Genomic DNA, 21,127 nt, shown 5'->3' with positions numbered 1-21,127 from the left:
GATCAAAGATTCATGGGCGCAACATCGCACGCCGCCTCGGCCAAACAGGTTTGGTTGCTGACAAGATTGGCGAGCTTCTCCAGATCGTCGCTCACAATCCGGTCTTCGGTTAGTGCGGGGCTATGCTGACGGATCGTCGCGATCACATCTTGCAGGCAATCACTGGTCTTGAGCGGGGCGCGCAGCTCGATACCCTGCGCTGCGGCCATCGCCTCGACACCCAAAATACCCGCCAGATTGCGATTCATTTCGAGAAGTCGCCGCGCAGCGTGACAGGCCATCGAAACATGGTCTTCCTGATTGGCCGAAGTCGGTGTCGAATCGACCGAGCGCGGATTGGCGAGAGCTTTGTTCTCGCTCATCAGCGCTGCCGATGTCACTTCGGCAATCATCAATCCCGATTTGAGCCCCGGATCCGGCGCAAGGAAAGCTGGCAGACCAAAGCTGAGCGAAGGATCGACCAGCAGCGCCACGCGGCGCTGCGCGATTGCGCCGATCTCCGATATGGCTATGGCGATCAGATCGGCAACCAGCGCGACCGGTTCGGCATGGAAATTACCGCCCGACACGATGGCCCCATCGGATAGAACAAGCGGATTATCAGTCGCGGCATTGGCTTCGATTTCAAGCGTTTTGGCCGCATGGCGCAGCTGGTCGAGACACGCACCGATCACTTGCGGGGCGCAGCGCAGGCAATAGGGGTCCTGCACGCGCTCATCGCCTTCTTTGTGGCTCTCGCGAATTTCCGAACCGCCGAGCAGACTACGCAGCCGCGCCGCGCTTTCGATCTGGCCGCGATGGCCGCGCAAATCATGAATATCAGGGTGGAAAGGCGCAGATGATCCCATTGCCGCGTCGATTGATAGAGCGGCGGTGCACAGCGACGCCTTGGCCAGATGCCACGCCTCGAACAGCCCGACCAGCGCCAGCGCAGTCGAGGCTTGTGTGCCGTTGAGCAGCGCAAGACCTTCTTTGGCCTGCAACTCGATTGGCGTCAGGCCAGCTGCTTGCAGCGCTTCGCCAGCCGCCATGCGTTCGCTTTGGTAGAACGCGTCGCCCTCGCCCATCATCGCCGCTGCCATATGCGCGAGCGGCGCGAGATCGCCCGATGCCCCGACCGAGCCTTTTTCGGGGATCACAGGAATGACACCGGCGGCGGCCATGGCTTGTAACTGGTCGATCACTTCGGGCCGCACACCCGATGCGCCGCGCCCTAGCGATATGCATTTGAGCGCCATAATCAGGCGGACGATTGTCTCGGGCAGCGGAGGCCCGAAACCAGCGGCATGCGAGCGCACCAGATTGCGCTGCAAATCAGCCAGCCGGTCATCCTCGATCCGCACCGAAGCGAGTTTACCGAAGCCGGTATTGACCCCGTAGATCGGCTCACCTTCACCAATCCGTGCGGCCAAAATCGAAGCAGATGCGCGGACAGCAGTGTAAGCCGTATCATCCAAAACGAAGGTCGGTTGGTCACGGTAGAGCTGCTCTAGAGCGGCCAACGAAACCGCACCGGGTGTGAGGGTGATCGTCATCGGTTCGGCTCCGCAGATATACGTTTGAACAGGGGCGAACCGCCAATCCAATAAGACAGCTCGGAAGGATGATCGGCGTCCCACACTGCCAGTTCGGCGCGCACACCGGCGCTGAGTGTGCCGTAATCGCCAGCCAGTCCGAGCGCCTGCGCGGCATTGCGTGTGACCCCGGCCAGCACTTCCTCCGGCGTCATCGCGAATTGCGTACTTGCCATATTCATGGCTGTCAGGATCGATGACAGCGGCGAACTGCCCGGATTGCAATCCGTGGCAATCGCCATCGGTACATTATTCTCCCGCAAGGCTTCGATGGGCGGCAGCTTGGTCTCGCGGAGTGTATAGAACGCACCCGGCAGGATAACCGCAATCACCCCCGATTGGGCAAAGGCGGGGACATCACTTTCGGCGAGATATTCGAGATGATCTGCCGATAATCCGCCATATTCACCGACCAGTAACGCGCCTTTCAGATCAGACAATTGTTCGGCATGCAGCTTAACCGGCAACCCAAGTTCTTTCGCCGCATCGAAAACGCGCGCAATCTGTTCAGGAGAGAAACCAATGGACTCGCAGAACCCGTCCACGGCATCGACTAAACCTTCAGCGGCGGCATGCCGCATTCCGGCGATTGCGATTTCATCGATATAAGAATCGGCCCGGTCTTCATATTCAGCGGGCAGCGCATGCGCGGCGAGCCATGTCGTGACAATCTTGACCGGACGCAGTGTTTCCAATTGCCGCGCCAATCGCAGCATCCGCATTTCTTGTTTAATAGTCAGCCCGTAACCCGACTTGATCTCGACCACTGCGACGCCCTCGGCAATCAAGTGGTCGAGCCGTTTCAATGCGCCCGCAATCAGAACCGCGTCACTGGCTGCACGCGTTGCGTTGACCGTCGACACGATTCCGCCGCCGCTACGGGCGATCTCTTCATAGCTCGCGCCATTAAGCCGCATCTCGAACTCGCGCGCACGATTCCCACCGAATAGCAAATGCGTATGGCAATCAATCAGAGCAGGTGTGACAAGTCGGCCCTCAAGGTCCTCGACCTCATATGCTGAGTATTCTTCGGGAAGATCATCGCGCGGCCCAACCCAGGTGATACGCCCTGCCTCTATCGCAACCGCGCCATCCTTGATCAGACCATAGGGTTCGCCACCCTCGGCCATCGTCGCCAATCGGCATCCGGTGAGTAGGATTTTGTGCTGCATAGCGCTTGCCAAGGTGCTCCGGTTTCGTATTATGTATGCACATAATAATTTGAGGCGCAAGCATTATGGCCACCACGATTTCCGCCCGGCAGGCTTTGACCGCACAAGGCTGGCGCGAGAATGTGACTGTCAGCATTGGGGACGATGGCCGGATCGCGGATGTGGCTGGTGAAGACACAAGAGTAGATCACACGGTCGGCGTGCTGCTACCCGGGCTCAGCAATGTTCATAGCCACAGCTTCCAGCGCGCCATGGCCGGGCTGGCCGAGCAGCGCGGACCGTCCACTAAGGACGATTTCTGGACCTGGCGCGAGGTCATGTACCGTTTTCTCGAACTGCTGACGCCCGACGATGTCGAAGCGATTGCAGCGCAGGTGCAAATGGAAATGCTGGAGGCAGGCTATTCCGCACAGGCCGAGTTTCACTACCTGCATCACGCCCCGGGTGGCGGCACCTACGATCAACTTGACGAAATGTCGCAGCGCCATTTTTCTGCTGCCGACCTGACAGGGATCGGTTACACCCATCTACCCGTGCTATACATGCGCGGCGGGCTCGACGGACGCGCTTTAGCGGGCGGGCAGCTGCGTTTCGGCTGCGATATTGATCGCTTTGAAACGCTCTATAGCGAACTCGCTGCTCGCTTAACTGATCTGCCCCCCGACTTCACTTTGGGCGTGGCGCCACACAGCCTTCGCGCTGTTTCCCGAGACGGGCTCGATGCGGCACTTGCGCTAGCGCCCGATGGCCCAATCCACATACACGCTGCGGAGCAAGTCGGTGAAGTACGCGAAGTGAAGGGTGCGCTCGGCGCTATGCCAGTCGAATGGCTGCTCGCCAACATGCCCGTCGATCAGCGCTGGTGCTTTATCCATGCGACGCAAATGGAGCCGTCGGAGACCATCGGCCTTGCCCGATCGGGTGCGGTCGCTGGTCTATGCCCGCTCACTGAGGCTAATCTAGGCGACGGTATTTTCGATGGTTCGCGCTTTCTAAAGCACGGTGGCAGGATCGGCATCGGATCGGATTCAAATATCCGCATCGCGGTCGCCGAGGAGTTGCGCACACTCGAAACCACCCAACGGCTGCGCGACAAGCAGCGTGTGGTTTTGACCAGTGACGCTGCACCGTCAAATGGCCGGGCATTGTATGAACGCGTGGCGGTCGGCGGCGCGCAAGCCATCGGGCGCAATTCTGGCCGGATCGAAGCGGGTGCATGGGCCGATCTTACCGCGCTTGATGATAGCAGCCATATGCTCGCGGCCCTCGAAGGCGACACTATGCTCGACACATGGATTTTTGCGGGCGATGACAGCCTCGTCTGTGATGTCTGGTCCGCAGGACGGCATGTGGTCACAAACGGGCAGCATGTCCGCCGCGATGCGATCGTCGCGCGCTTTACCGAAACCATGATCCGGCTGCGGCACGCATTATGAGCATGATTGCATGAGCAACATATCCCATCAGGCGATCCGCCAAGCTGTCCTCAATCGAATCCAGTCCGGAGAATGGCCTCTGGGCGCGCGCATTCCGGGTGAGGCGGATCTGGCCGAAGAATATAGCTGCGCCCGCGCTACGGTAAACCGCGCCCTGCGTGCGCTGGCTGAGGAAGGTCTGATCGTCCGCAAGCGCAAAGGCGGCACACGTGTGTGCGCAATGCCCGTGCGCAAAGCGAAGTTCGAAATTCCCATCATTCGCGAACAGGTCGAGGCAAACGGCGCAGCTTATGACCACAAGCTGTTGGAGCAACAGGTCTCAGTACCTCCAGAACCCGTCGCAGCGCGGTTACGTTTGCCAGCACGCACCAATGCCCTTCATCTCACAACGCTGCACCAGGCAGACGGCAAGCCCTTTGCCCTCGAAGACCGTTGGGTGAACTTGCGCGCGGCACCAACAATTCGCGACGCCCCGTTGGACAAAATTAGCGCGAATGAATGGCTGGTGCAAACCATGCCTTTCTCAAGCGGTGATGTGACATTCTGCGCTGTGAATGCGCCCGATGATGTCGCGGAAGCGCTGCAAACAACACGTGATGCCGCATTATTCACGACCGAGCGCACAACATGGCTGAAGGATCAGGTCATCACCACGATGACTTTGTACCATCACCAAGGCTACCGGCTGACGTCGCGCCTATAATGCGCACCAGCGCACGATCAGATTACAAAGCTGACAAATAATGGAGCGGGCGAGGCGATTCGAACGCCCGACCCCAACCTTGGCAAGGTTGTGCTCTACCCCTGAGCTACGCCCGCTCACTAGACGCCTACCGGAAACCCGGCTCCAAGATTTTGATCCAGCTTGGTGAATCACCCAATCTCGGTGGGGAGGCGGGCAATTAGCAGCGGTTTCATTACCCCGCAAGGCCAAAATGCGTCATTGTTAGGTAGTTTGAAAGGTCGGGGCATCGCGGCCTGTTTCGCTCTTCACATATCGGCTAGAAGACCCACATAGAGCACACAGATTCCGACCAAGAAGGACAGTACATTGGCAAGCATGGGCCTCAATATCGACGAGCAGAAAGCGGTAGAGCGCTTCAAGACCGACGTTGTCGAACCGTCGATGACACAGCTGGTGATTCTCGATTTCTGGGCCGAGTGGTGCGGACCATGCAAGGCGCTGGCCCCGATGCTGGAGAAAGTCGCCGCCGAATATGCCGACAAAGGCGTGGTCCTGAAGAAAGTTGATGTCGATGAGGAGAAGTTTATCGCCAGCCAGTTTCAGGTCCAATCGATCCCGACCGTCTATGCAATGTTTCAAGGCCAGCCCGTCGCTGACCTGACGCAAGCGCGCAGCGAATCGCAGATGAAAGAAGTGCTGGATCAATTGATCGAGAAACTGCCGCTGCAAGCTGGGGGCGCAGCGCAGCAGCAACCGGATGTCGAGCAATTTATCACAATGGCTGAACAAGTGCTGGCCGAAGGCGATGCCGAGCGCGCCGCTGGGGTCTTTATGCAAGTGATCGATATGGTGCCGGACAATGCAGCCGCGCATGCTGGCCTGATCCGCGCATTTGTCGCAGGCGGCAAAATCGACGAGGCGCAGCAGATCGCGGACGCTATCGATCCGGCGATCAAGGACGATGCAGCGGTACAGCAGGCGCTGTCGGCATTGGAGCTGGCAGGCACACAGGTCGATGAGGGCGAACTAGCCGCTCTGCGTAAGGCAGCTAACGACGCCCCCGAAGATATGGATGCGCAGCTCGCTTTTGCCGAGGCGGCTTTCGCCGCACACCAGCGTGATGAAGCGGCCGATACGCTGCTCGCCATGGTCAAGGCGGACCGGGAATGGAACGACGCGGCTGCACGAACGAAGTTGCTGCAAATTTTCGAAGCAGTCGGACTGGAAGACGAATGGGTCTCCGCGACGCGCCGACGTCTGTCCAAAATCCTGTTCGACTGAACATGACCGAACGGCTCTCGATCTTTCCGCTGACCGGTGCGCTTTTGTTCCCCGGATTGCAGATACCCCTGCATATTTTCGAGCCGCGCTATCGGGCGCTGGTGAGCGATGCCTTGGCGCGAGATCGCCGCATTGCGATGATCCAGCCGCAAAACCCGGCAGAAGGTGCTCCGCTGTTTCAAGTCGGCTGCGTCGGCAAAATTGGCGATGTCGAAGCGATGGATGACGGGCGCTACAATGTGGTGCTCGAGGGCCTAAGCCGCTTCCGCGTTCTCCGCGAATTGGATGTCACCACACAATTTCGCCAAGTCGAAGCTGAACTCATCGCCGAGCCCCAAGACGAGTTCCTGAGCAGTATCGAGCGCGCCAGCTTCGAGCGCGAGGCAAAGCGCTTTGCCGATGCGCAGGGCTACAGCGTCGACTGGGACTCGGTAACGAGACTGGATGACGTTTCACTGATCGACGGCGTATCGCAGATTGCGCCGTTCGATCCGGCCTCCAAGCAGGCGCTGCTAGAGGCGAACACGCTCAATGACCGCTGCGAGCTATTGGTTCAACTGATGCAATTCTACGGCCGCCGAGATGGCGACGATGACCGCGTGACTTTGCAATAACCTTTCGGAAAAAATGCGCCTTGCAAGATAGGGCTTTTCTTTGCGATCAGAAATAACTAACCAGTTAGTTATGATTCGATCAGAAGAACTATCGCCCAAAGCTGAGGCGACCCGAACGCGCGTTCTCGACACTGCGGCGGGCCTGTTTTGGCGTCGCAATTATCATGGCGTGTCGCTGGATGAAGTCGCCGCTCAGGCTGGTGTGAACAAGGCGACAATCTATCGCTATTACCTCGACAAAGCCGAACTCGTGACTGCCGTGATGGCGGCTAATGGCGAGAAAGTCATCGCAAAGGTATTCGAGCCAGCCTTTGCTGCGTCAGCTAGTCCCGAAGGGCGCCTATGCGCGATTTACCAATGCCTATATCGCGCCCAGTCCAGCCTCGCCGATAAGGAGGATGACGTGTTCGGCTGCCCAATCGCGGGGTTGGCGCTGGAACTCGGCCAAGAGCTTCCCTCATTGCGCGAAAGTGCACGCGAGATATTCGATCGTGTCGAATCCTATCTTCTAATTATTGCAAGTGATGCCGTCGCAGAGGGCAAAGCCTCAGGCTGGACCGACACGGCGCTAGCGCGCACTCTCGTGCAATTGCTACACGGCGGCTTCGCCTCTTCACGCCTATCAGTCGAACCCATCCGAATGCTCGAAGCCGGAAATGCCTCGTTGGCATTGATCGGCAGCAAGCGGCGCCTATCCTATCAAACTGGAGAGATACAATGAACCTACCACTCTATACTGCACAACTTGGCGCTTTCTTGATTGTCCTGCAGGTAGTGCTCATGATCGCCGTCGGAGTTCATCGGGCAAAGGGTGCCTTTATCGGTCACGACGGCGATCCCGATCTCGAACGGAAGGTCCGCCGCCATGGGAATCTCGCAGAGAATTCCGGACTATTTCTCGCAGCGTTTGCTTTGCTTGAGCTGATTGTGGGCCAGACCACATGGGTTCTTACGCTCTGCCTACTTTTCGCAGCCGCGCGCGCACTTCATGCGGTCGGGTTCTCGTCGCGCGCCGGTTCACACGGCGAAGACCTCACGGGCGGACGCAAATTGTTTGCTGCGGCCCGTGCGATGGGCGCAATGGGCACGTTGCTATCCGCCTTCGGCGTTGCCGTCGGCATAGTCCTAGCGACTATGTAGCAACTTGACCGATCTGAAAGCTCCCCTTTAATCCGTCGATCACATATTGCGCAGCAAGCGCGGCCAACAACACACCAAGCAAACGCGTCACAACCGCTTCAACACGGTCGCCGAATATCCGCATCAATGGTCCTGCTGCAATCAGCGCGAACATGGTCAGCAACAAGACTGATCCCAGCGCACCAAGCACAACGAGTGTCTGATCGGTGCCCTCCGCCTCGTTCATCAGCAGCATGATCGCGGCGATGGCACCCGGTCCGGCCAGCATGGGCATCGCCATCGGGAATACCGATACGTCCTCAATTTCAGGGTTGGCGCTCACCTTGTCGGCCCGCTCGGTGCGGCGCTGGGTGCGTTTTTCGAACACCATCTCAAACGCGATCCAGAACAGCATGAAGCCGCCTGCGATGCGGAAACTGTCGAGCTCAATATGCAGCGCCGAGAGCAACTGCTCTCCGAACAGAGCAAAACCAACAAGGATGATTGTCGCAATCAAGCATGCGCGGATCGCCATACTGCGCTGTTGCCCACTGGTCGCGCCTTTGGTCAGGCCGGCATAGATCGGCGCGCAGCCAGGCGGATCGATCACCACAAACAGCGTGATAAAGGCAGAGATAAAGAGTTCGGTCATGGGCGTTCCGCACCGCTTAGTCGGTAGATACGGCTCCCAATGGTTGATTAAGGGCCACTTGCCAACGGCCAGAGGTCAAATATTCGGCAACAAATCTGCGCTGACCCGTTTCGGGGTGCTCCCACCGCCACCGTAGCGTACTATCGCGGGAAATGGTCACGGCGTTGCGTGTTCCTTCCGGAATAGTCAGCGCTGGTGGAGCTGGCTTTGCGTCTGTCCGCTCGAAGCCCGGACGCTGGCAATCCGCGACAAGGCCGCGGATCGATTCCATCGCAGTAACAAGAATCTCGTCCTCACCAATGGGTTCTTCCTGCGCCTTTGGTGCAGGCTGCGGGTCATCGCGCACAGCAACATCATAGATCCAGAGATATGCACGATCAGGTTGGCGCTGCCACACGGTCACAAAAGAACCGACAACACTATCGGGTTCGCGGAAACGCCCTTCGCTGACGGCAATTGTGCTATCGCAGCTCATCCATACCGTATCGGGCGACCGGCGAACAGCTTCTACAGGATCTTTCAAGCCGGCCAGCCAGGTCGACGCAAGAACCGGCCCCTTGCGGCTATGGATGATCGCGCCCGGAGCTGCGAAGGCCCGAAACGCGGTCCATTGGCCGTCTTCTTGTACGGCGCGAGCAAGGGCCAGTTCAGCCGCAACGACTTTACTCGGCTGCGCGACACCCGGTGCGCCAACCAGCGCGCGCTTAATCCGATCTTGGGACATCCTTGGTGCCCCGCCTGTACAACCCGCCAGCATCGCAGCCACAGAAACGAGCGCAATTGCCCGGATCATATCGTATCATCTACGAGTTCGATTCCTGCATTGCGATGCGCTGCAACCAGCGTGTTACGCAGCAACACCGCAATCGTCATCGGCCCGACCCCGCCGGGAACGGGTGTAATCGCAGCGGCAACTTCACTTGCCTCACCAAAGGCAACATCGCCGACCAGCTTGCCCTTCTCAGCGCCCGGTTCTGGCGGAAGGCGGTTGATCCCGACATCGATCACGGTCGCGCCGTCCTTCAGCCAATCCTTCTTGACCATTTCGGGACGCCCGACCGCCGCAACCACAATATCCGCGCGGCGCACAACAGCGGGCAAATCCTTGGTTCGGCTATGGGCGATCGTAACGGTCGCATTCGCATCGAGCAGCAATTGCGCCATTGGCTTTCCGACAATGTTGGAGCGCCCAATGACAACCGCCTCAAGGCCGGACAGATCACCCAATCTGTCCGTCAGCAGCATGATGCAGCCCAACGGCGTGCAAGGCACAAAGCCCGTCTGTCCGACAGATAGCCGGCCAGCGTTGATAACATGGAAACCGTCGACGTCTTTATCAGGCGCGATCGCGGCGATAATCGCTTGCTCGTCCAGATGACCGGGGAGCGGTAATTGCACCAAGATGCCATCGACGCGCGGATCGGCATTGAGTTTCTCAACCAGAGCAAGCAGATCGGCTTCGCTCGTATCGCTCGGCAGCAAATGACCGAAGCTTTCCATATTCGCCGCGACGGTAGCTTTGCCCTTGCTGCGAACATAGACTTGGCTGGCAGCGTCATCGCCGACCAAGACCACTGCCAATCCAGCCTTGCGGCCAGCTTTGCTCTCAAAATCTGCGGCCAGTGCTCCTACACGCTCACGCAAATTTGCGGCGAAGGCTTTGCCGTCAATCCGTGTCGCGCTCATTAAGAGGCAACGTTGCTAAGCACGATCAGGATCGCATTTAGAGCCAGAATCAGCACCAATGGCGAAAAATCAAGTGCGCCCGTTTGCGGCAATATCCGCCGGATCGGCGCGAGGACCGGATCAAGCAGCGAATTGATCGACTGATAAACCTGCGCCAGAAACTGGTTCGATGTGTTGACCACATTAAACGCAAACAGCAGCCCGATCACAAACTGGATGATGATCAGCATCACAAATGCGTTGATCAGCATCCCGAGTATCTGGATAAAAGCAGTCATGGCGGGTCTTTCGAGAATTGAAGTGCAAAGTGCTCTTACGCGAAGCATTGGGGGTGTATCAACACGCTAACACAGATTCAACTTGGGTATTATTTGGCGCTAATCAATGTTCCGGCACCGCTCGAGGTGAAGAATTCCAGCAGCATTGCGTGCGGCACCCGTCCGTCGAGCACTACCGCCGCATCGCATCCCGCCTCTACCGCTTGTACGCAGGTTTCCAATTTCGGGATCATACCACCACTAATCGTACCATCCTCGCGAAGCCCCGTAACGTCCTTGGGGCTTAGATCGGTTAGCAATGTCCCTTCCTTACTAAGCACACCTGCGACATCAGTGAGCAGAAACAGCCGCGCCGCACCCAATGCCGCAGCTATTGCGCCCGCCATTGTGTCCGCATTGATGTTGTAGGTTTCGCCATCTTCGCCTGCACCAATTGGCGCAATGATAGGAATCATACCCGCCGCGACCGCGGTATCGATCACCGCCGTATCGACATGCGAAGGCTCGCCAACAAAGCCCAGATCGATCGCGCGTTCGATATTGCTTTCCGGATCGCGCGCTGTCCGCTCGACCTTGGTCGCAGTGACCAGCCCGCCATCCTTGCCCGAAATGCCGATTGCCTTGCCGCCCGCCTGCGCAATCCAGCCAACCAGCTCTTTATTGATTGCGCCCGACAGGACCATCTCGGCGATCTCTGCGGTGGCTTTGTCGGTTACACGCAATCCGTCGACAAATTTGCTTTCGACGCCCAGCTTTTTGAGCATCGCCCCGATTTGCGGACCCCCTCCATGGACCACCACCGGATTGATTCCGACAGCTTTGAGAAGCACGATATCTTCGGCAAATTCACGCGCTGCCTTGGGATCTCCCATCGCATGGCCGCCATATTTTACCACGAATGTGCGCCCCGCATAACGCTGGAAATACGGCAGCGCCTCGATCAGCGTTTCGGCTTTGGACAATGTGGTTTTTTCGTCTGTGGCACTCATTATGCTGGTCCTCGGAGCGTTACGCGAAGCCAGTTAGCGGTTCACAGCGCTTAGGGCCAGTTAGCCGTTCACGGCGATTAGGGAAAGTCGCGTCGCTAGATGCTCTCCCTTAATTCTTTGGCGAGTTTCGCGATCTATTGTCGCCAAATGAGCCGCGATACAACCTCCCGTTCCAACGTGGTCGCATTCCGCGCGCCGCCAAGCAAACAATCCGGTCTCTCGGCCAGCTTCATCTTTGCGCTAGCAGGCTGCTTTCTCGGGGTGTTCAGCGTGATCTTCTTCTGGGGCGGCCCCCCGCCAAGCGAAGCCAGCGCTACGGCTAAATCCGATGCGGTGGCAGAGGCAGAATCCGATAAAATTTCCGCTAAGTTCGGAATTTGCGGCGAAGGGCCGCGTTCCACCTGTGTAGTCGATGGAGACACCATTTGGCTTCACGGCACCAAGATCCGGATCGCCGACATCAATACTCCCGAAGTTTCCAATCCGGGATGTGCCGCCGAAGCGAACTTGGGGCATGATGCAACCCGCCGCCTCGCAAATTTGCTCAACGAAGCGCCATTCAGCGTTCTCACGATTGATCGCGATGAGGATCAATACGGCCGGAAACTGCGGATCATATCGCGTTCGGGACGGTCGCTCGGCGCTGTTCTGGTGGCTGAGGGCTTGGCCGAAGAATGGAATGGCGTGCGCCGTAACTGGTGTTGATGACGGCGCCGTAGCGCTTCCGGTTCAAGCGCTTTTCTGGAACAAGGACGCATGGTCCGCACCCCTCAATTTCATACGAAGCCGATTCGTAGAGGCCGTTCGAAAAGAGATCGCTGGGTAGAGATCATCACGCTGCTTGTGATCGCTGTTGCATCTTTCCTTATCTGGGGCTGGCAATCGAGCGATCCGGCCGCAGAATGGCAACACGTAGATACCCGCTTCACTGTGTGCGGGGAGCGCAGTTCGGCGGGCTGTGTTATTGATGGTGACACATTTATGATAGGCCGCCGCAAAATCCGGATTTCGGGTTTCAACGCCCCTGAACTCCCTGGCGAATGTCCCGCAGAGACCGCGCTTGCCAAGCAATCCCGCGACGGCCTTCGCGATTGGCTGAACGCGGGCACGTTTCAAATGGACGGCGGCGACGATCCACCATACGACCAATATGGCCGCGAATTGCGCGAACTGAAGCGCGGCGAACAATTGCTCTCGGACGTCATGCTCCAGAAAGAACTGGCGCAAGAAACCGGGTGGGGCTTCACGCGCGGCGGGTGGTGCGGCTAAGCGCTGGCCAGCTCGGCCGCCAAACTGGCGTAACTCGCATGACCGGTAACTGGCGCGATGCGCTCGGCCCAGATCGTATCGATCTGATCGCGGACGGACGGCGAAATCGTAGCGCGCTCGGCATCCTTTGCGCGGATTTTGGCGGAATCGCTATCCATCGGCAGACCTGCTTTGTCGAACGCCATCCGCCGCATCATCAGATCGGCAAAGGGTTCCTTGTGCTCCATCATAAAACTGCGGCTGGTCCGCTCTTCAACCAGATCGATGGCCGCGTCATCTACCGGAACATCGCAGAAATCCGCGAGGCGGCGGATGGCACCACGCTTGTCTGCAAGCACCGCGCGGTAGTCCATCAGTAGCGTATCCGGCGCATCCCGCCGCCCCCACCAACTGAGCAAATGCGTGTAATAGTTGGGTCGGTCGGGCCGGTCCCACAGCCAGATCGACACAAACTCCTCAACCGAAACAGTACCAGGTTCAAAGAACCAACCGCTGAAGAAGTGATAGAGCGAAACCAGCGCCTCATCAGGCGGGCGCAAAGTCACCACATAGCGAAGGCCCGATGGCAGGCCTTCATAGTGCAAATGGCTTTTGAACCCGCGCGGATCGGCGCGCTGTTCGGCATTAATATCAAGCTCCAATTCAGGGGCTGTTTCGATCCACGGGACCACTCGGCTGATGTCATCAAAATCCACATCCCCGCCTCCGGGCGCCATCCGCAGTTGATGGAACATTTGCTGCATCATAGTGGTGCCGCACTTGCCAAACGGGGTGATAATCACATCGCTCGAGCGCGGCTGGTAAGGTTTGGAGGCAGCGAGCTGCTCCTCCGACGGGCCGGTTTTGGGGAGCACTTGCAGCAATTCCGCAAACGACTGCGCGCGGCCTGGTTTGTCATCAGCGTAGTCTGTCATCCGGTTTCTCTATCATGTGCCCAATCAGAATTGCCGCGCACATACTCCTCTGCCATGAAGAGTGCTATGATCAAATATATAGCTACGCTCGCACCGCTTTCGCTCATCGCCTGTTCGCAGGGCAACGAGCCACCGCCAGAAGCTGCACCGCAAGACCAGTTCTGGGCTGCACTCTCCAGCCATTGCGACAAAGCCTATAACGGCGCGCTGGTTTCGAGCGACGAAGCCGATGCTGATATGCAGGGCGCCGAGATGGTGATGCATGTCCGCACATGCGATGACGATACGATCACCGTTCCATTCCATATCAAGCAGACCGGTGAGGAGTGGAACCGCTCGCGGACTTGGGTCTTCACCCGTACCGAAAACGGCATACGCCTGAAGCATGACCACCGCCACGAAGATGGCAAAAGCGACGACGTCACGATGTATGGCGGCGATACCGCCGATGCCGGAACCGCGACCAAGCAGGATTTCCCAGTGGACCCATTCAGCATCGACATGTTCAAGCGTGAAGGGCTGGATGTCTCGGTCACCAATATCTGGTCGGTCTCGGTCGATCCGGCGGGCACCGACAATGCCCAATATGTCTATCATCTCCAGCGCAGCACCGAGCGCGGCGCGCCCGAAGATCGCAATTTCCGCGTCGTGTTTGACCTGACCAATCCGGTCGGCGCACCGCCTGCGCCATGGGGATTTGGAACCGACACCAACCCGCCAGCAGAGGAGTAAACATCAATGGCTGCACTCATCATCAAATATCAGCTCGCCGATGGCGTCACCCGCGACCAGTTCGAGGACTGGGTCAAGACCAAGGACCAGCCGGCAATGCGCTCGCTCAGCCGGGTCGAGAGCTTTGAAACCTACCGCGTGTCGGGCCTGCTGATCGGCGAAGGCCAACCATCGGTCGCCTATGTCGAGATGTTCGACATTCCCGATCTGGACGGCTTTACCGGCGAAGATATGCCCGGCGAACTGGTCCAGGGCGTGATGGGCGAATTTATGGGCCTCGTAAAAGACCCCGAATTCCTGATCGCGGAGAAGGTTTGATCCGCCGCGCACAACGCTAGGGTTCGAGCCAGTCATACAGCTGGTTCGTCACCTGATTATTGTGCGCCTGATCATGGAATTTCGCGCAGAAATACAGCAAGCGCCGGCCGTGGCTGAAATCCGCCGGAGGCAACGTCTTGACCGAGGAATACCACGAGGCGATGCGGTTACTATAGGGCCGGTAGGCATTGGTAATGGTCGATTCTTTCCAGGCATTGTCAAGCACCACGGCGCAGCGCCGGTCCACTTCCCGGGCAAATAATGGCGGGACCGCCGCACGGTACCGGCCGGCATTGGCGATCATCTCGCCGCTGCCTTCCATGGCCGCAGCGACATCGGGCACTTCGGTCATATAGCGGAAATGAGCGACGGCTTCTGCGTCGCTCGCGCCGTAGGTTACGCTGCGGCCATCCTTGTCCGCATAGTCGAATGATTCGCCCTTTGCCGCGCGGTCAATCAGGATTGCGACCAACCGCTTGTCCGCTTGGCCGAATTCGGAATCCGCCGCGAGCAAATGGATCAGCCTGCTCGCCTCGTCCTTGCCCGTGATCCGGCCATCATCCCCTGCCGCCATGTGGAGCGCACAGATCGGGCTGTTGGCTTGCCCGATACACTCCGCCGCTTGTGCAGGGCCAGCGGCCGCCATCACCATGGCCGCACAGCCTACCGCAATCCCAACCCGCATCATATTGTCCCTCCAATACCCGGCGACCCGCATCGAAAAGGCGCGCGCTGCACCATACGCTGCGCCGCCCGCGAGCCCAACATACCGTATAGCGAACCCCGCACAAGGGTGACAAAGGTGACACCGTGTCACTTTCGATGCGCGCCGATAAATGCCTGTTTTATAGAGGCTTGGATCAGAATTAGTGAGGCGGACGGACAGGGTAAGGGGGCTTGTTCTGCGCCCCGCACTGATCCCCCGCGAAAAGAGGAAGGGAATGCGGCGCCGGGCATAGCACCGCATAGCCCGCACACGGCGTTGTAGGACAGACCCGATGCGCCTATGCCGCGCGCATGGCCGCGATCACCACCTGCGCCGTTCCACCGGATAGCCTGCTGGCGGCGGGATGCGCTCCGGCGGATTACATGGATTGCTTCACTGCCGAGCTTCCACGCGCCGTTTCTCTGCAAGACTATATCACCGCCTTTTACAACAGCGCCGCCTTCCGGCCCGAGCGCTGGGCGCTGCATCTGATCGGCCCCAAACTGCCTGGGGGCACAGGCGGCGAAGATGTCCGCAAGCTGGCGGCAGGCGAAGTCGACACCTTCGCCGCATGGACCGTCGAAGCCCGCACGGACACTGCAATCCTGATGCGCGATTTCCAGCAGCGCACCTGTAGCTGGCTCGCAGTCAAAGCGCATGCGGGCAAAACCCGCCTTTATTTCGGCAGCGGCGTGCAGAGACCTGATGGCGCATTGGTGAAAGCGCTGATGCCGTTCCACCGGTTCTACGCGAAGGCACTCTTGAAATCGGCGGTCGGCGCGTTGGAACGCTAGGCACTGTGCTCCCGCGTCACAGTATCACTTCCTCGTCCCGATTTTCACGGCATAGGCCGCGAATATCTGTCTTCATCGCTCGCAGCCCCACAATATGGCGATTATACAGGTCACGCATTCCCGCCAGATCGACAGCGAACCGGTGCGGCACGGTATCGATCAGCCGTCCGCGCCGCGTTCTGAACTCTACCGTCCAGTCCTTATGCGCCAGCAAAGCGGCAATCTGTGTTTCGCTTTTGACCGAGAAATGAACCCGCGGAGGTTTTTCCGCCCGCGAGAAATATGCGCTGCTCACACGCAGCCTGACCGGCTTGCTACCAGCCCGTTTGAACAGCGCGATGCCTTGCTTGATCGGCACGCCGGGATAGACGGAAAATCCGATAGTGCGGGGTTGGACAAACTGTGAATCCAGTGTCTCATAGACATTGGGCCAGCCGGTATAGAACCCCTTCCACCCGACTTGATGATACGGCCCGATGATCTGCTGGGGGTCAGGCCCCGCATCATGATAGGAAATCGTCGAATGCGAATTGATCCCGTTTTCTTTGATGTTGTGAACGCAATCCCATCCATCTGCGAGTGCCGGCGCAGGCAGAGCGCATAGAGGGGCAAGAACCAGCAAGCCGCGCAAGACAATGCGTATCATCATGCCGTCAGGCTAAGCCAAATCTTTCGGGCGGGCAATCGTGCGCGTGTCAGATAGAGGCCGCGGAGAAGGGAGCAGGCCAGCAGCGATCGGCATCCGCCCATCATGCCACTATACTTTTGGTGTAGGACAGCGGCGAAGGCATATCACAGCCACAGCACCGCGCAGAAGACGGCCAGCACCAATTGCGCCGATGCGACGAAATAGAGCTGGCTGGAAAATGGCTGCTTGCGGGTCTTATGCCGGAACAGGGCACGGCCCGCAAAGGCGCCCGGCACACCGCCAATGACCGCAAAGAACAGCAGGTCCCTTTCGGATATCCGGCGCGCGCCATCCTCCGCCCGCGCTTTGTCGATCCCGAATGCGGCGAAGGCGACGAGATTGATCACGATCAAATATGTGACGATATTGGCCGGGGTGAAATATTGCATCGCTTGGGTGTACCGCCAACGATCTTAATACTCCGTCATTGCCAGCGAAGCGCGGCAAGGAGGCAGATGCGTCCCGCGCGGCGCCTGAGAGTCTCAACGAATAGATACGCTGGACCAGCGATAATCTGGAGTTCGGCCAGCTCTATTTCTATCCGAAATTATGGGCGGTGAATGCGGGTTGGCACGAAAAGCCGGAGCGGCGGGTGGATAGCTATGCGGTGCCTAAAGGGCGGTGGATGGGCAAACATAACTAAACTAGATATCTAACGGGCCGAATACTTCTCCGAGAAACGCGTTTGAACGAGACTGTCGTGCACGTTGCTTCTCCTGAACATCATTCAGGAATGGGATCCAATTTCCGAAACCTGTTTCAAAAACCGTCTTATAAAAAGACTTGGAAGTTTGATCTGCATTGAATACCAACCTGAGACGTTCGCCCGCTTTTGTAGCCCGAGCGCGCTCAAGAAGATCGGGAAACTCTGTAAGATCGGGGTGGCCCGATTCCGCTAACTCCAACAGTTCAGATGTAATCCGTTTTTCCCAATCGTTTGGATCAAACGCGCGCGCCTCGCCATCCCCGAAGTGCTGTTCTTCGCAGTCAGGATACAAACTTCTTAAAATTCGAATATCACGGGCCAACTTTGTCCTATGCACTTCGATGAGGATCGCACCACGTTCGGTCAAAATGAACTCAAAACGCGGATACCCCGCAAGATGTAAGTTTAGCTCTGATTCATTCACATCAACGGGAAACTGATCGCAAAGCTCTGAGACACGATCAACCGACCATTCACTCTCAACCCTTTGTTGAGCGATACCCATAAGCATCGGTAAAACACTGTCATATGAGCGAGAATCCGTATCATCCAAGTAGCGTTTGACGAAGCCAGACCCCGAATTCGCAACAAAAACTGCGCAAAAGTACTCCTGAAATGAACGATGAACGAACGAAACTTCGAAACCTTCTTGTTGTAACAGACAAATCGACTCAATCAGATCGGTCAATAAGTCTTCCGCTTTGACATCAGCTCCCTGTTGCTTAATTGCAGCTCCCAAATATGAAATTGCCCGATCACGATCAAAAGAAAACGCCGATTTAGAGTATGTCAAAACACAAAAACTGGCAAATATCTGCTTAAATTGTTCAGTACTACATCCAGAATGGCTTTCGCGTAAGAATTGCCCCTTCATCGCGTCGTGCCGGCGAAGGAGAGTGTCGAAAGCTATTCTGTAGAATTCGTGTAGGCTATCGGGAATTTCCGCATAACCCTCAAAAGTCAGCATCATCATAATTGCAAGTAGGGGATTCTCTAGAAAACTTTGATACTTCTGAAAAAAATCTTCAGTTAACCTCTCAAGGAAAACCTCTTTCACTTCATTTTCATAGTTCGATTTTCTGATTAACTCTCTGGCTTGAGAGAGTGTCATAGATTTCAACTGAAAATGAGTGAAATCCTCCCACGAATTAAAGCGCTCATCGTGCCGTCCAGAAATGACAATGGGCAGATTGTCAAAATCTCTCGCAAGTCGAATTATCTCGCGTTCATACTCATTCCTCTTTTCAGGAGAGATTTCGTCAAACCCATCTAGAATGATGACAAAATAGCCGCTACGCAAAGCGGCCTCAAAATCAGAAAATTCGATAGATGAGTTTCCACGATAATATTCGTGAATTGCAGTCAAAATTGATGGTGAACCATCGACGTTCAGGCTTCTAAGCTCGAAGAAGAGAGGAATCCTCCCCCTTGGCGCATGAAAAAAGCTCAGTGCAATGTAGCGCATCAAGACACTCTTGCCGCTTCCCGCTAAGGCAGAAACTACAAAACGCCCACCTTGCGCAAGGCTATCAATGAGCTCGTCAACTTCGACATCTTGTGCCCCGCTTCTTAAGTCCACTGGCACATAATGAGCCAACAGATCTACGGATTCTGTCGGTCTTAGGAATGTTCGAATCGATTCAACTCGAGCGTGAGTCTTGAATAAGAATGGCCTGTAAGCGTCGGTTAAATGCTGCAGCGTTCTACGAAGACCTTTTTGAACCGGGCTAGCCGCAGCTTTTATTGCGCGTTCGGTTGCTTGACCTAGAACTTCGGCAGCAAATTTCTCGACATTCATATCCTAATCTCACTCCGCCGCAACAGGCTCCCCGCTTTCGCCGTCGCCGAACAAGCCCGGGCCGTCATCGACTGCTTCGTCATTCGCCTCGTCGCCGGCTTTCGCTTTTTTGCGGTTGTCGAAGCTGCTCCACACGTCTTGCCAATTGCCCTTGGTTGCGCCTTTGGAATATTCGGTCGCGCGGGTTTCGAAGAAGTTGGCGTGCTCCACGCCGTTGAGCAGCGGAGCGAGCCATGGGAGGGGGTGATCCTCGACCATGTAGATCTCCGGCAGGCCCAGCTGGCTGAGGCGCCAGTCAGCGATGTAGCGGATGTATTTCTTGATTTCCTTGGCGGTCATGCCGGGAACGGGGCCGTCCTCGAACGCCAGATCGATGAACGCATCTTCCAGCCGCACGACTTTCTGGCAGCAATCGATAATGTCTTCCTTGACCGCTTTGGTCAGGCAGCCGCGCTCTTCATTGAACGCGTGGAACATGCGGATGATGCCTTCGCAGTGGAGGCTTTCATCGCGGACCGACCAGCTAACGATTTGGCCCATGCCTTTCATCTTGTTGAAGCGCGGGAAGTTCATCAGCATCGCGAAGCTGGCGAACAATTGCAGCCCTTCGGTAAAGCCGCCGAACATGGCGAGGGTGCGGGCGATATCTTCGTCATTATCGACGCCGAAATCCTGCATGTAATCATGCTTCGCCTTCATCTCCTCATATTCGAGGAACATGCCATATTCGCTTTCGGGCATGCCGATCGTGTCGAGCAGGTGCGAGTATGCCGCGATGTGGACCGTTTCCATATTGGAAAACGCGGCGAGCATCATTTTAATCTCGGTCGGTTTGAACACGCGGCCATATTTGTCGTGGTAGCAATCCTGCACCTCGACATCGGCCTGCGTGAAGAAGCGGAATATCTGGGTAAGCAGATTGCGCTCGTGATCGGTCAGGTTCTGCGCCCAGTCGCGGCAGTCCTCCCCCAATGGCACTTCTTCCGGCATCCAGTGGATTTGCTGCTGGCGTTTCCAGAAATCATAGGCCCATGGATATTCAAAGGGCTTGTAGGTCTTCCGGGCTTCGAGCAACGACATCTTGTGGTCCTTCACATTTTGATCAGCATGCAACCATACAGAATCAGACTCGCAATGCGAGTGCAAGAGTGAAGTTTATTTCGCAAAATTGGGGAGAGATTTTGCTTGCGTTGCAAAGCGCGCAAGAGTGCCGGTGGATGCTTGGGGGGATTCGCGGGCGGTCAGGTCAATTTCTCGAACAGCAACCACGCGACATAGGCCGCGCCGGCATAGGCGAGCAGGCCGAACTCACGTCCGATTTTCTTGCGCTTGCGCCCGACGCCGCCCCAGAAGACATAGCCGAGGATCGCCAGCGCCAGCAGCGCGCAGGTCAGGAAGATAAGTTCGATCATGGCGGCCTAGCTGCGCCTTTTCTTCGATCCGAAGAATGACCCACCGCCCAGCACAGTGACACCGAGGAAAAACCCGAAATCGTACCAGCCGCCGCGATTGGGGACGGCATAGACCGCGATATCGGGGCTGAAGAGCGAGCCGATAAAGGACCACGGGAAGATAAAGCCGTGCCACAGACCCCACCAGAAACCGGGCGATCCTGCTTCTTTCGCAACGCCGGCGTCGATTTGTGACGCGCAGGCTGCCAATGTGAGCGAAAGTCCGGTGAGAACCGAAAGTTTAAGTGCTCTACCCATCGCTGCT

The 21,127-nt window shown here is 57.2% G+C and carries 26 protein-coding genes and 1 tRNA gene; 11 read left to right on the top strand and 16 right to left on the bottom strand.

Features of this window, described 5'->3' with window-relative positions; genetic code table 11:
• Positions 1-2: 2 nt before the first annotated feature.
• Positions 3-1,535 (bottom strand): histidine ammonia-lyase, encoded by a 1,533-nt coding sequence (hutH, locus tag GRI35_RS03385; protein WP_160612876.1) that lies wholly within the window; start codon positions 1,533-1,535, stop codon positions 3-5.
• Positions 1,532-2,746 (bottom strand): imidazolonepropionase, encoded by a 1,215-nt coding sequence (gene hutI, locus GRI35_RS03380; protein ID WP_160612875.1) that lies wholly within the window; start codon positions 2,744-2,746, stop codon positions 1,532-1,534. The genes hutH and hutI overlap by 4 nt, the downstream gene beginning before the upstream one ends.
• Positions 2,747-2,811: 65 nt before the next feature.
• On the opposite strand from hutI, the gene GRI35_RS03375 reads away from it, so the two are divergent.
• Both GRI35_RS03375 and GRI35_RS03370 read left to right on the top strand, forming a co-directional pair.
• The gene (locus GRI35_RS03375) at positions 2,812-4,182 is read left to right on the top strand and encodes a formimidoylglutamate deiminase (RefSeq protein WP_160612874.1); all 1,371 of its coding nucleotides are present in this window, start codon (positions 2,812-2,814) and stop codon (positions 4,180-4,182) included.
• A 10-nt stretch (positions 4,183-4,192) separates the two neighbouring features.
• Positions 4,193-4,885, top strand: a complete 693-nt coding sequence (locus GRI35_RS03370) for a UTRA domain-containing protein (RefSeq protein WP_160612873.1) — start codon at positions 4,193-4,195, stop codon at positions 4,883-4,885.
• Positions 4,886-4,926: 41 nt separating this feature from the next.
• On the opposite strand, the gene GRI35_RS03365 is transcribed toward GRI35_RS03370, so the two are convergent.
• A tRNA-Gly gene (locus GRI35_RS03365) sits at positions 4,927-5,001 on the bottom strand.
• A gap of 241 nt (positions 5,002-5,242) precedes the next feature.
• Here GRI35_RS03365 and GRI35_RS03360 point away from each other — a divergent pair.
• The 4 genes from GRI35_RS03360 to GRI35_RS03345 all read left to right on the top strand — a co-directional run bounded on the left by GRI35_RS03360 (position 5,243) and on the right by GRI35_RS03345 (position 7,902).
• A complete protein-coding gene (locus GRI35_RS03360; protein ID WP_160614729.1) occupies positions 5,243-6,148 on the top strand; it encodes a tetratricopeptide repeat protein in 906 nt (301 codons plus the stop codon).
• Positions 6,149-6,150: 2 nt separating this feature from the next.
• Positions 6,151-6,762 (top strand): LON peptidase substrate-binding domain-containing protein, encoded by a 612-nt coding sequence (locus tag GRI35_RS03355; RefSeq protein WP_160612872.1) that lies wholly within the window; start codon positions 6,151-6,153, stop codon positions 6,760-6,762.
• A 70-nt stretch (positions 6,763-6,832) separates the two neighbouring features.
• On the top strand, positions 6,833-7,483 hold the full coding sequence (locus tag GRI35_RS03350; protein ID WP_160612871.1) for a TetR/AcrR family transcriptional regulator: 651 nt from the start codon (positions 6,833-6,835) through the stop codon (positions 7,481-7,483).
• Entirely contained in the window at positions 7,480-7,902 is a 423-nt protein-coding gene (locus tag GRI35_RS03345) for an MAPEG family protein (RefSeq protein WP_160612869.1), read from the top strand. The genes GRI35_RS03350 and GRI35_RS03345 overlap by 4 nt, the downstream gene beginning before the upstream one ends.
• Here the strand turns inward: GRI35_RS03345 and GRI35_RS03340 are convergent.
• The 5 genes from GRI35_RS03340 to argB all read right to left on the bottom strand — a co-directional run bounded on the left by GRI35_RS03340 (position 7,895) and on the right by argB (position 11,486).
• On the bottom strand, positions 7,895-8,533 hold the full coding sequence (locus GRI35_RS03340) for a MarC family protein (RefSeq protein WP_160612866.1): 639 nt from the start codon (positions 8,531-8,533) through the stop codon (positions 7,895-7,897). The genes GRI35_RS03345 and GRI35_RS03340 overlap by 8 nt on opposite strands.
• Positions 8,534-8,549: 16 nt before the next feature.
• Positions 8,550-9,326 carry a hypothetical protein gene (locus tag GRI35_RS03335; protein WP_160612864.1) on the bottom strand — a complete coding sequence of 259 codons (777 nt, stop codon included), beginning with the start codon at positions 9,324-9,326 and terminating at the stop codon, positions 8,550-8,552.
• Positions 9,323-10,219, bottom strand: a complete 897-nt coding sequence (folD, locus tag GRI35_RS03330) for a bifunctional methylenetetrahydrofolate dehydrogenase/methenyltetrahydrofolate cyclohydrolase FolD (protein WP_160612862.1) — start codon at positions 10,217-10,219, stop codon at positions 9,323-9,325. Before folD ends, GRI35_RS03335 begins: the two co-directional genes overlap by 4 nt.
• Positions 10,219-10,497, bottom strand: coding sequence for a YggT family protein (locus GRI35_RS03325; protein WP_160612860.1), 279 nt, complete (start codon positions 10,495-10,497; stop codon positions 10,219-10,221). Before GRI35_RS03325 ends, folD begins: the two co-directional genes overlap by 1 nt.
• A gap of 89 nt (positions 10,498-10,586) precedes the next feature.
• The gene (gene argB / locus GRI35_RS03320; RefSeq protein ID WP_160612857.1) at positions 10,587-11,486 is read right to left on the bottom strand and encodes an acetylglutamate kinase; all 900 of its coding nucleotides are present in this window, start codon (positions 11,484-11,486) and stop codon (positions 10,587-10,589) included.
• A 147-nt stretch (positions 11,487-11,633) separates the two neighbouring features.
• Here argB and GRI35_RS03315 point away from each other — a divergent pair, with 147 nt between their 5' ends.
• Together GRI35_RS03315 and GRI35_RS03310 are read left to right on the top strand one after the other, a co-directional pair.
• On the top strand, positions 11,634-12,191 hold the full coding sequence (locus GRI35_RS03315; protein ID WP_160612855.1) for a thermonuclease family protein: 558 nt from the start codon (positions 11,634-11,636) through the stop codon (positions 12,189-12,191).
• A gap of 51 nt (positions 12,192-12,242) precedes the next feature.
• Entirely contained in the window at positions 12,243-12,755 is a 513-nt protein-coding gene (locus tag GRI35_RS03310) for a thermonuclease family protein (protein WP_160612853.1), read from the top strand.
• Here GRI35_RS03310 and GRI35_RS03305 read toward each other — a convergent pair.
• Positions 12,752-13,669, bottom strand: a complete 918-nt coding sequence (locus GRI35_RS03305; protein WP_160612851.1) for a sulfotransferase domain-containing protein — start codon at positions 13,667-13,669, stop codon at positions 12,752-12,754. The two genes, GRI35_RS03310 and GRI35_RS03305, sit on opposite strands and share 4 nt — an antisense overlap.
• A 66-nt stretch (positions 13,670-13,735) precedes the next feature.
• Between GRI35_RS03305 and GRI35_RS03300 the strand changes: the two genes are divergently transcribed.
• Both GRI35_RS03300 and GRI35_RS03295 read left to right on the top strand, forming a co-directional pair.
• Positions 13,736-14,401, top strand: coding sequence for a hypothetical protein (locus GRI35_RS03300; RefSeq protein WP_235900120.1), 666 nt, complete (start codon positions 13,736-13,738; stop codon positions 14,399-14,401).
• A 6-nt stretch (positions 14,402-14,407) separates the two neighbouring features.
• On the top strand, positions 14,408-14,719 hold the full coding sequence (locus tag GRI35_RS03295) for an REDY-like protein HapK (protein ID WP_160612849.1): 312 nt from the start codon (positions 14,408-14,410) through the stop codon (positions 14,717-14,719).
• 16 nt (positions 14,720-14,735) lie between these two features.
• Here GRI35_RS03295 and GRI35_RS03290 read toward each other — a convergent pair whose 3' ends face one another.
• Positions 14,736-15,407, bottom strand: a complete 672-nt coding sequence (locus GRI35_RS03290) for a hypothetical protein (protein WP_160612848.1) — start codon at positions 15,405-15,407, stop codon at positions 14,736-14,738.
• A 329-nt stretch (positions 15,408-15,736) separates the two neighbouring features.
• Between GRI35_RS03290 and GRI35_RS03285 the strand changes: the two genes are divergently transcribed.
• Entirely contained in the window at positions 15,737-16,219 is a 483-nt protein-coding gene (locus tag GRI35_RS03285; protein ID WP_202390494.1) for a hypothetical protein, read from the top strand.
• 16 nt (positions 16,220-16,235) lie between these two features.
• Here the strand turns inward: GRI35_RS03285 and GRI35_RS03280 are convergent, their stop codons facing one another.
• The 6 genes from GRI35_RS03280 to GRI35_RS03255 form a co-directional block, all read right to left on the bottom strand.
• A complete protein-coding gene (locus tag GRI35_RS03280; protein ID WP_160612846.1) occupies positions 16,236-16,868 on the bottom strand; it encodes a hypothetical protein in 633 nt (210 codons plus the stop codon).
• Between the two features lie 143 nt (positions 16,869-17,011).
• Positions 17,012-17,296, bottom strand: coding sequence for a DUF1294 domain-containing protein (locus GRI35_RS03275; RefSeq protein ID WP_160612844.1), 285 nt, complete (start codon positions 17,294-17,296; stop codon positions 17,012-17,014).
• A 255-nt stretch (positions 17,297-17,551) separates the two neighbouring features.
• Positions 17,552-19,411, bottom strand: coding sequence for an NACHT domain-containing protein (locus tag GRI35_RS03270; protein ID WP_160612843.1), 1,860 nt, complete (start codon positions 19,409-19,411; stop codon positions 17,552-17,554).
• Between the two features lie 9 nt (positions 19,412-19,420).
• Positions 19,421-20,491, bottom strand: a complete 1,071-nt coding sequence (locus GRI35_RS03265) for a ribonucleotide-diphosphate reductase subunit beta (RefSeq protein ID WP_160612841.1) — start codon at positions 20,489-20,491, stop codon at positions 19,421-19,423.
• A 161-nt stretch (positions 20,492-20,652) separates the two neighbouring features.
• Positions 20,653-20,823, bottom strand: a complete 171-nt coding sequence (locus GRI35_RS03260) for a hypothetical protein (protein WP_160612839.1) — start codon at positions 20,821-20,823, stop codon at positions 20,653-20,655.
• Between the two features lie 6 nt (positions 20,824-20,829).
• Positions 20,830-21,120 carry a hypothetical protein gene (locus GRI35_RS03255; RefSeq protein ID WP_160612837.1) on the bottom strand — a complete coding sequence of 97 codons (291 nt, stop codon included), beginning with the start codon at positions 21,118-21,120 and terminating at the stop codon, positions 20,830-20,832.
• Positions 21,121-21,127: the final 7 nt, after the last annotated feature.

It is taken from the genome of Pontixanthobacter aestiaquae (assembly GCF_009827455.1).
Classification (GTDB): domain Bacteria; phylum Pseudomonadota; class Alphaproteobacteria; order Sphingomonadales; family Sphingomonadaceae; genus Pontixanthobacter; species Pontixanthobacter aestiaquae.
Note: the sequence above shows the minus strand (reverse complement) of the source record. Positions and strands in the feature narration are given on the sequence as shown.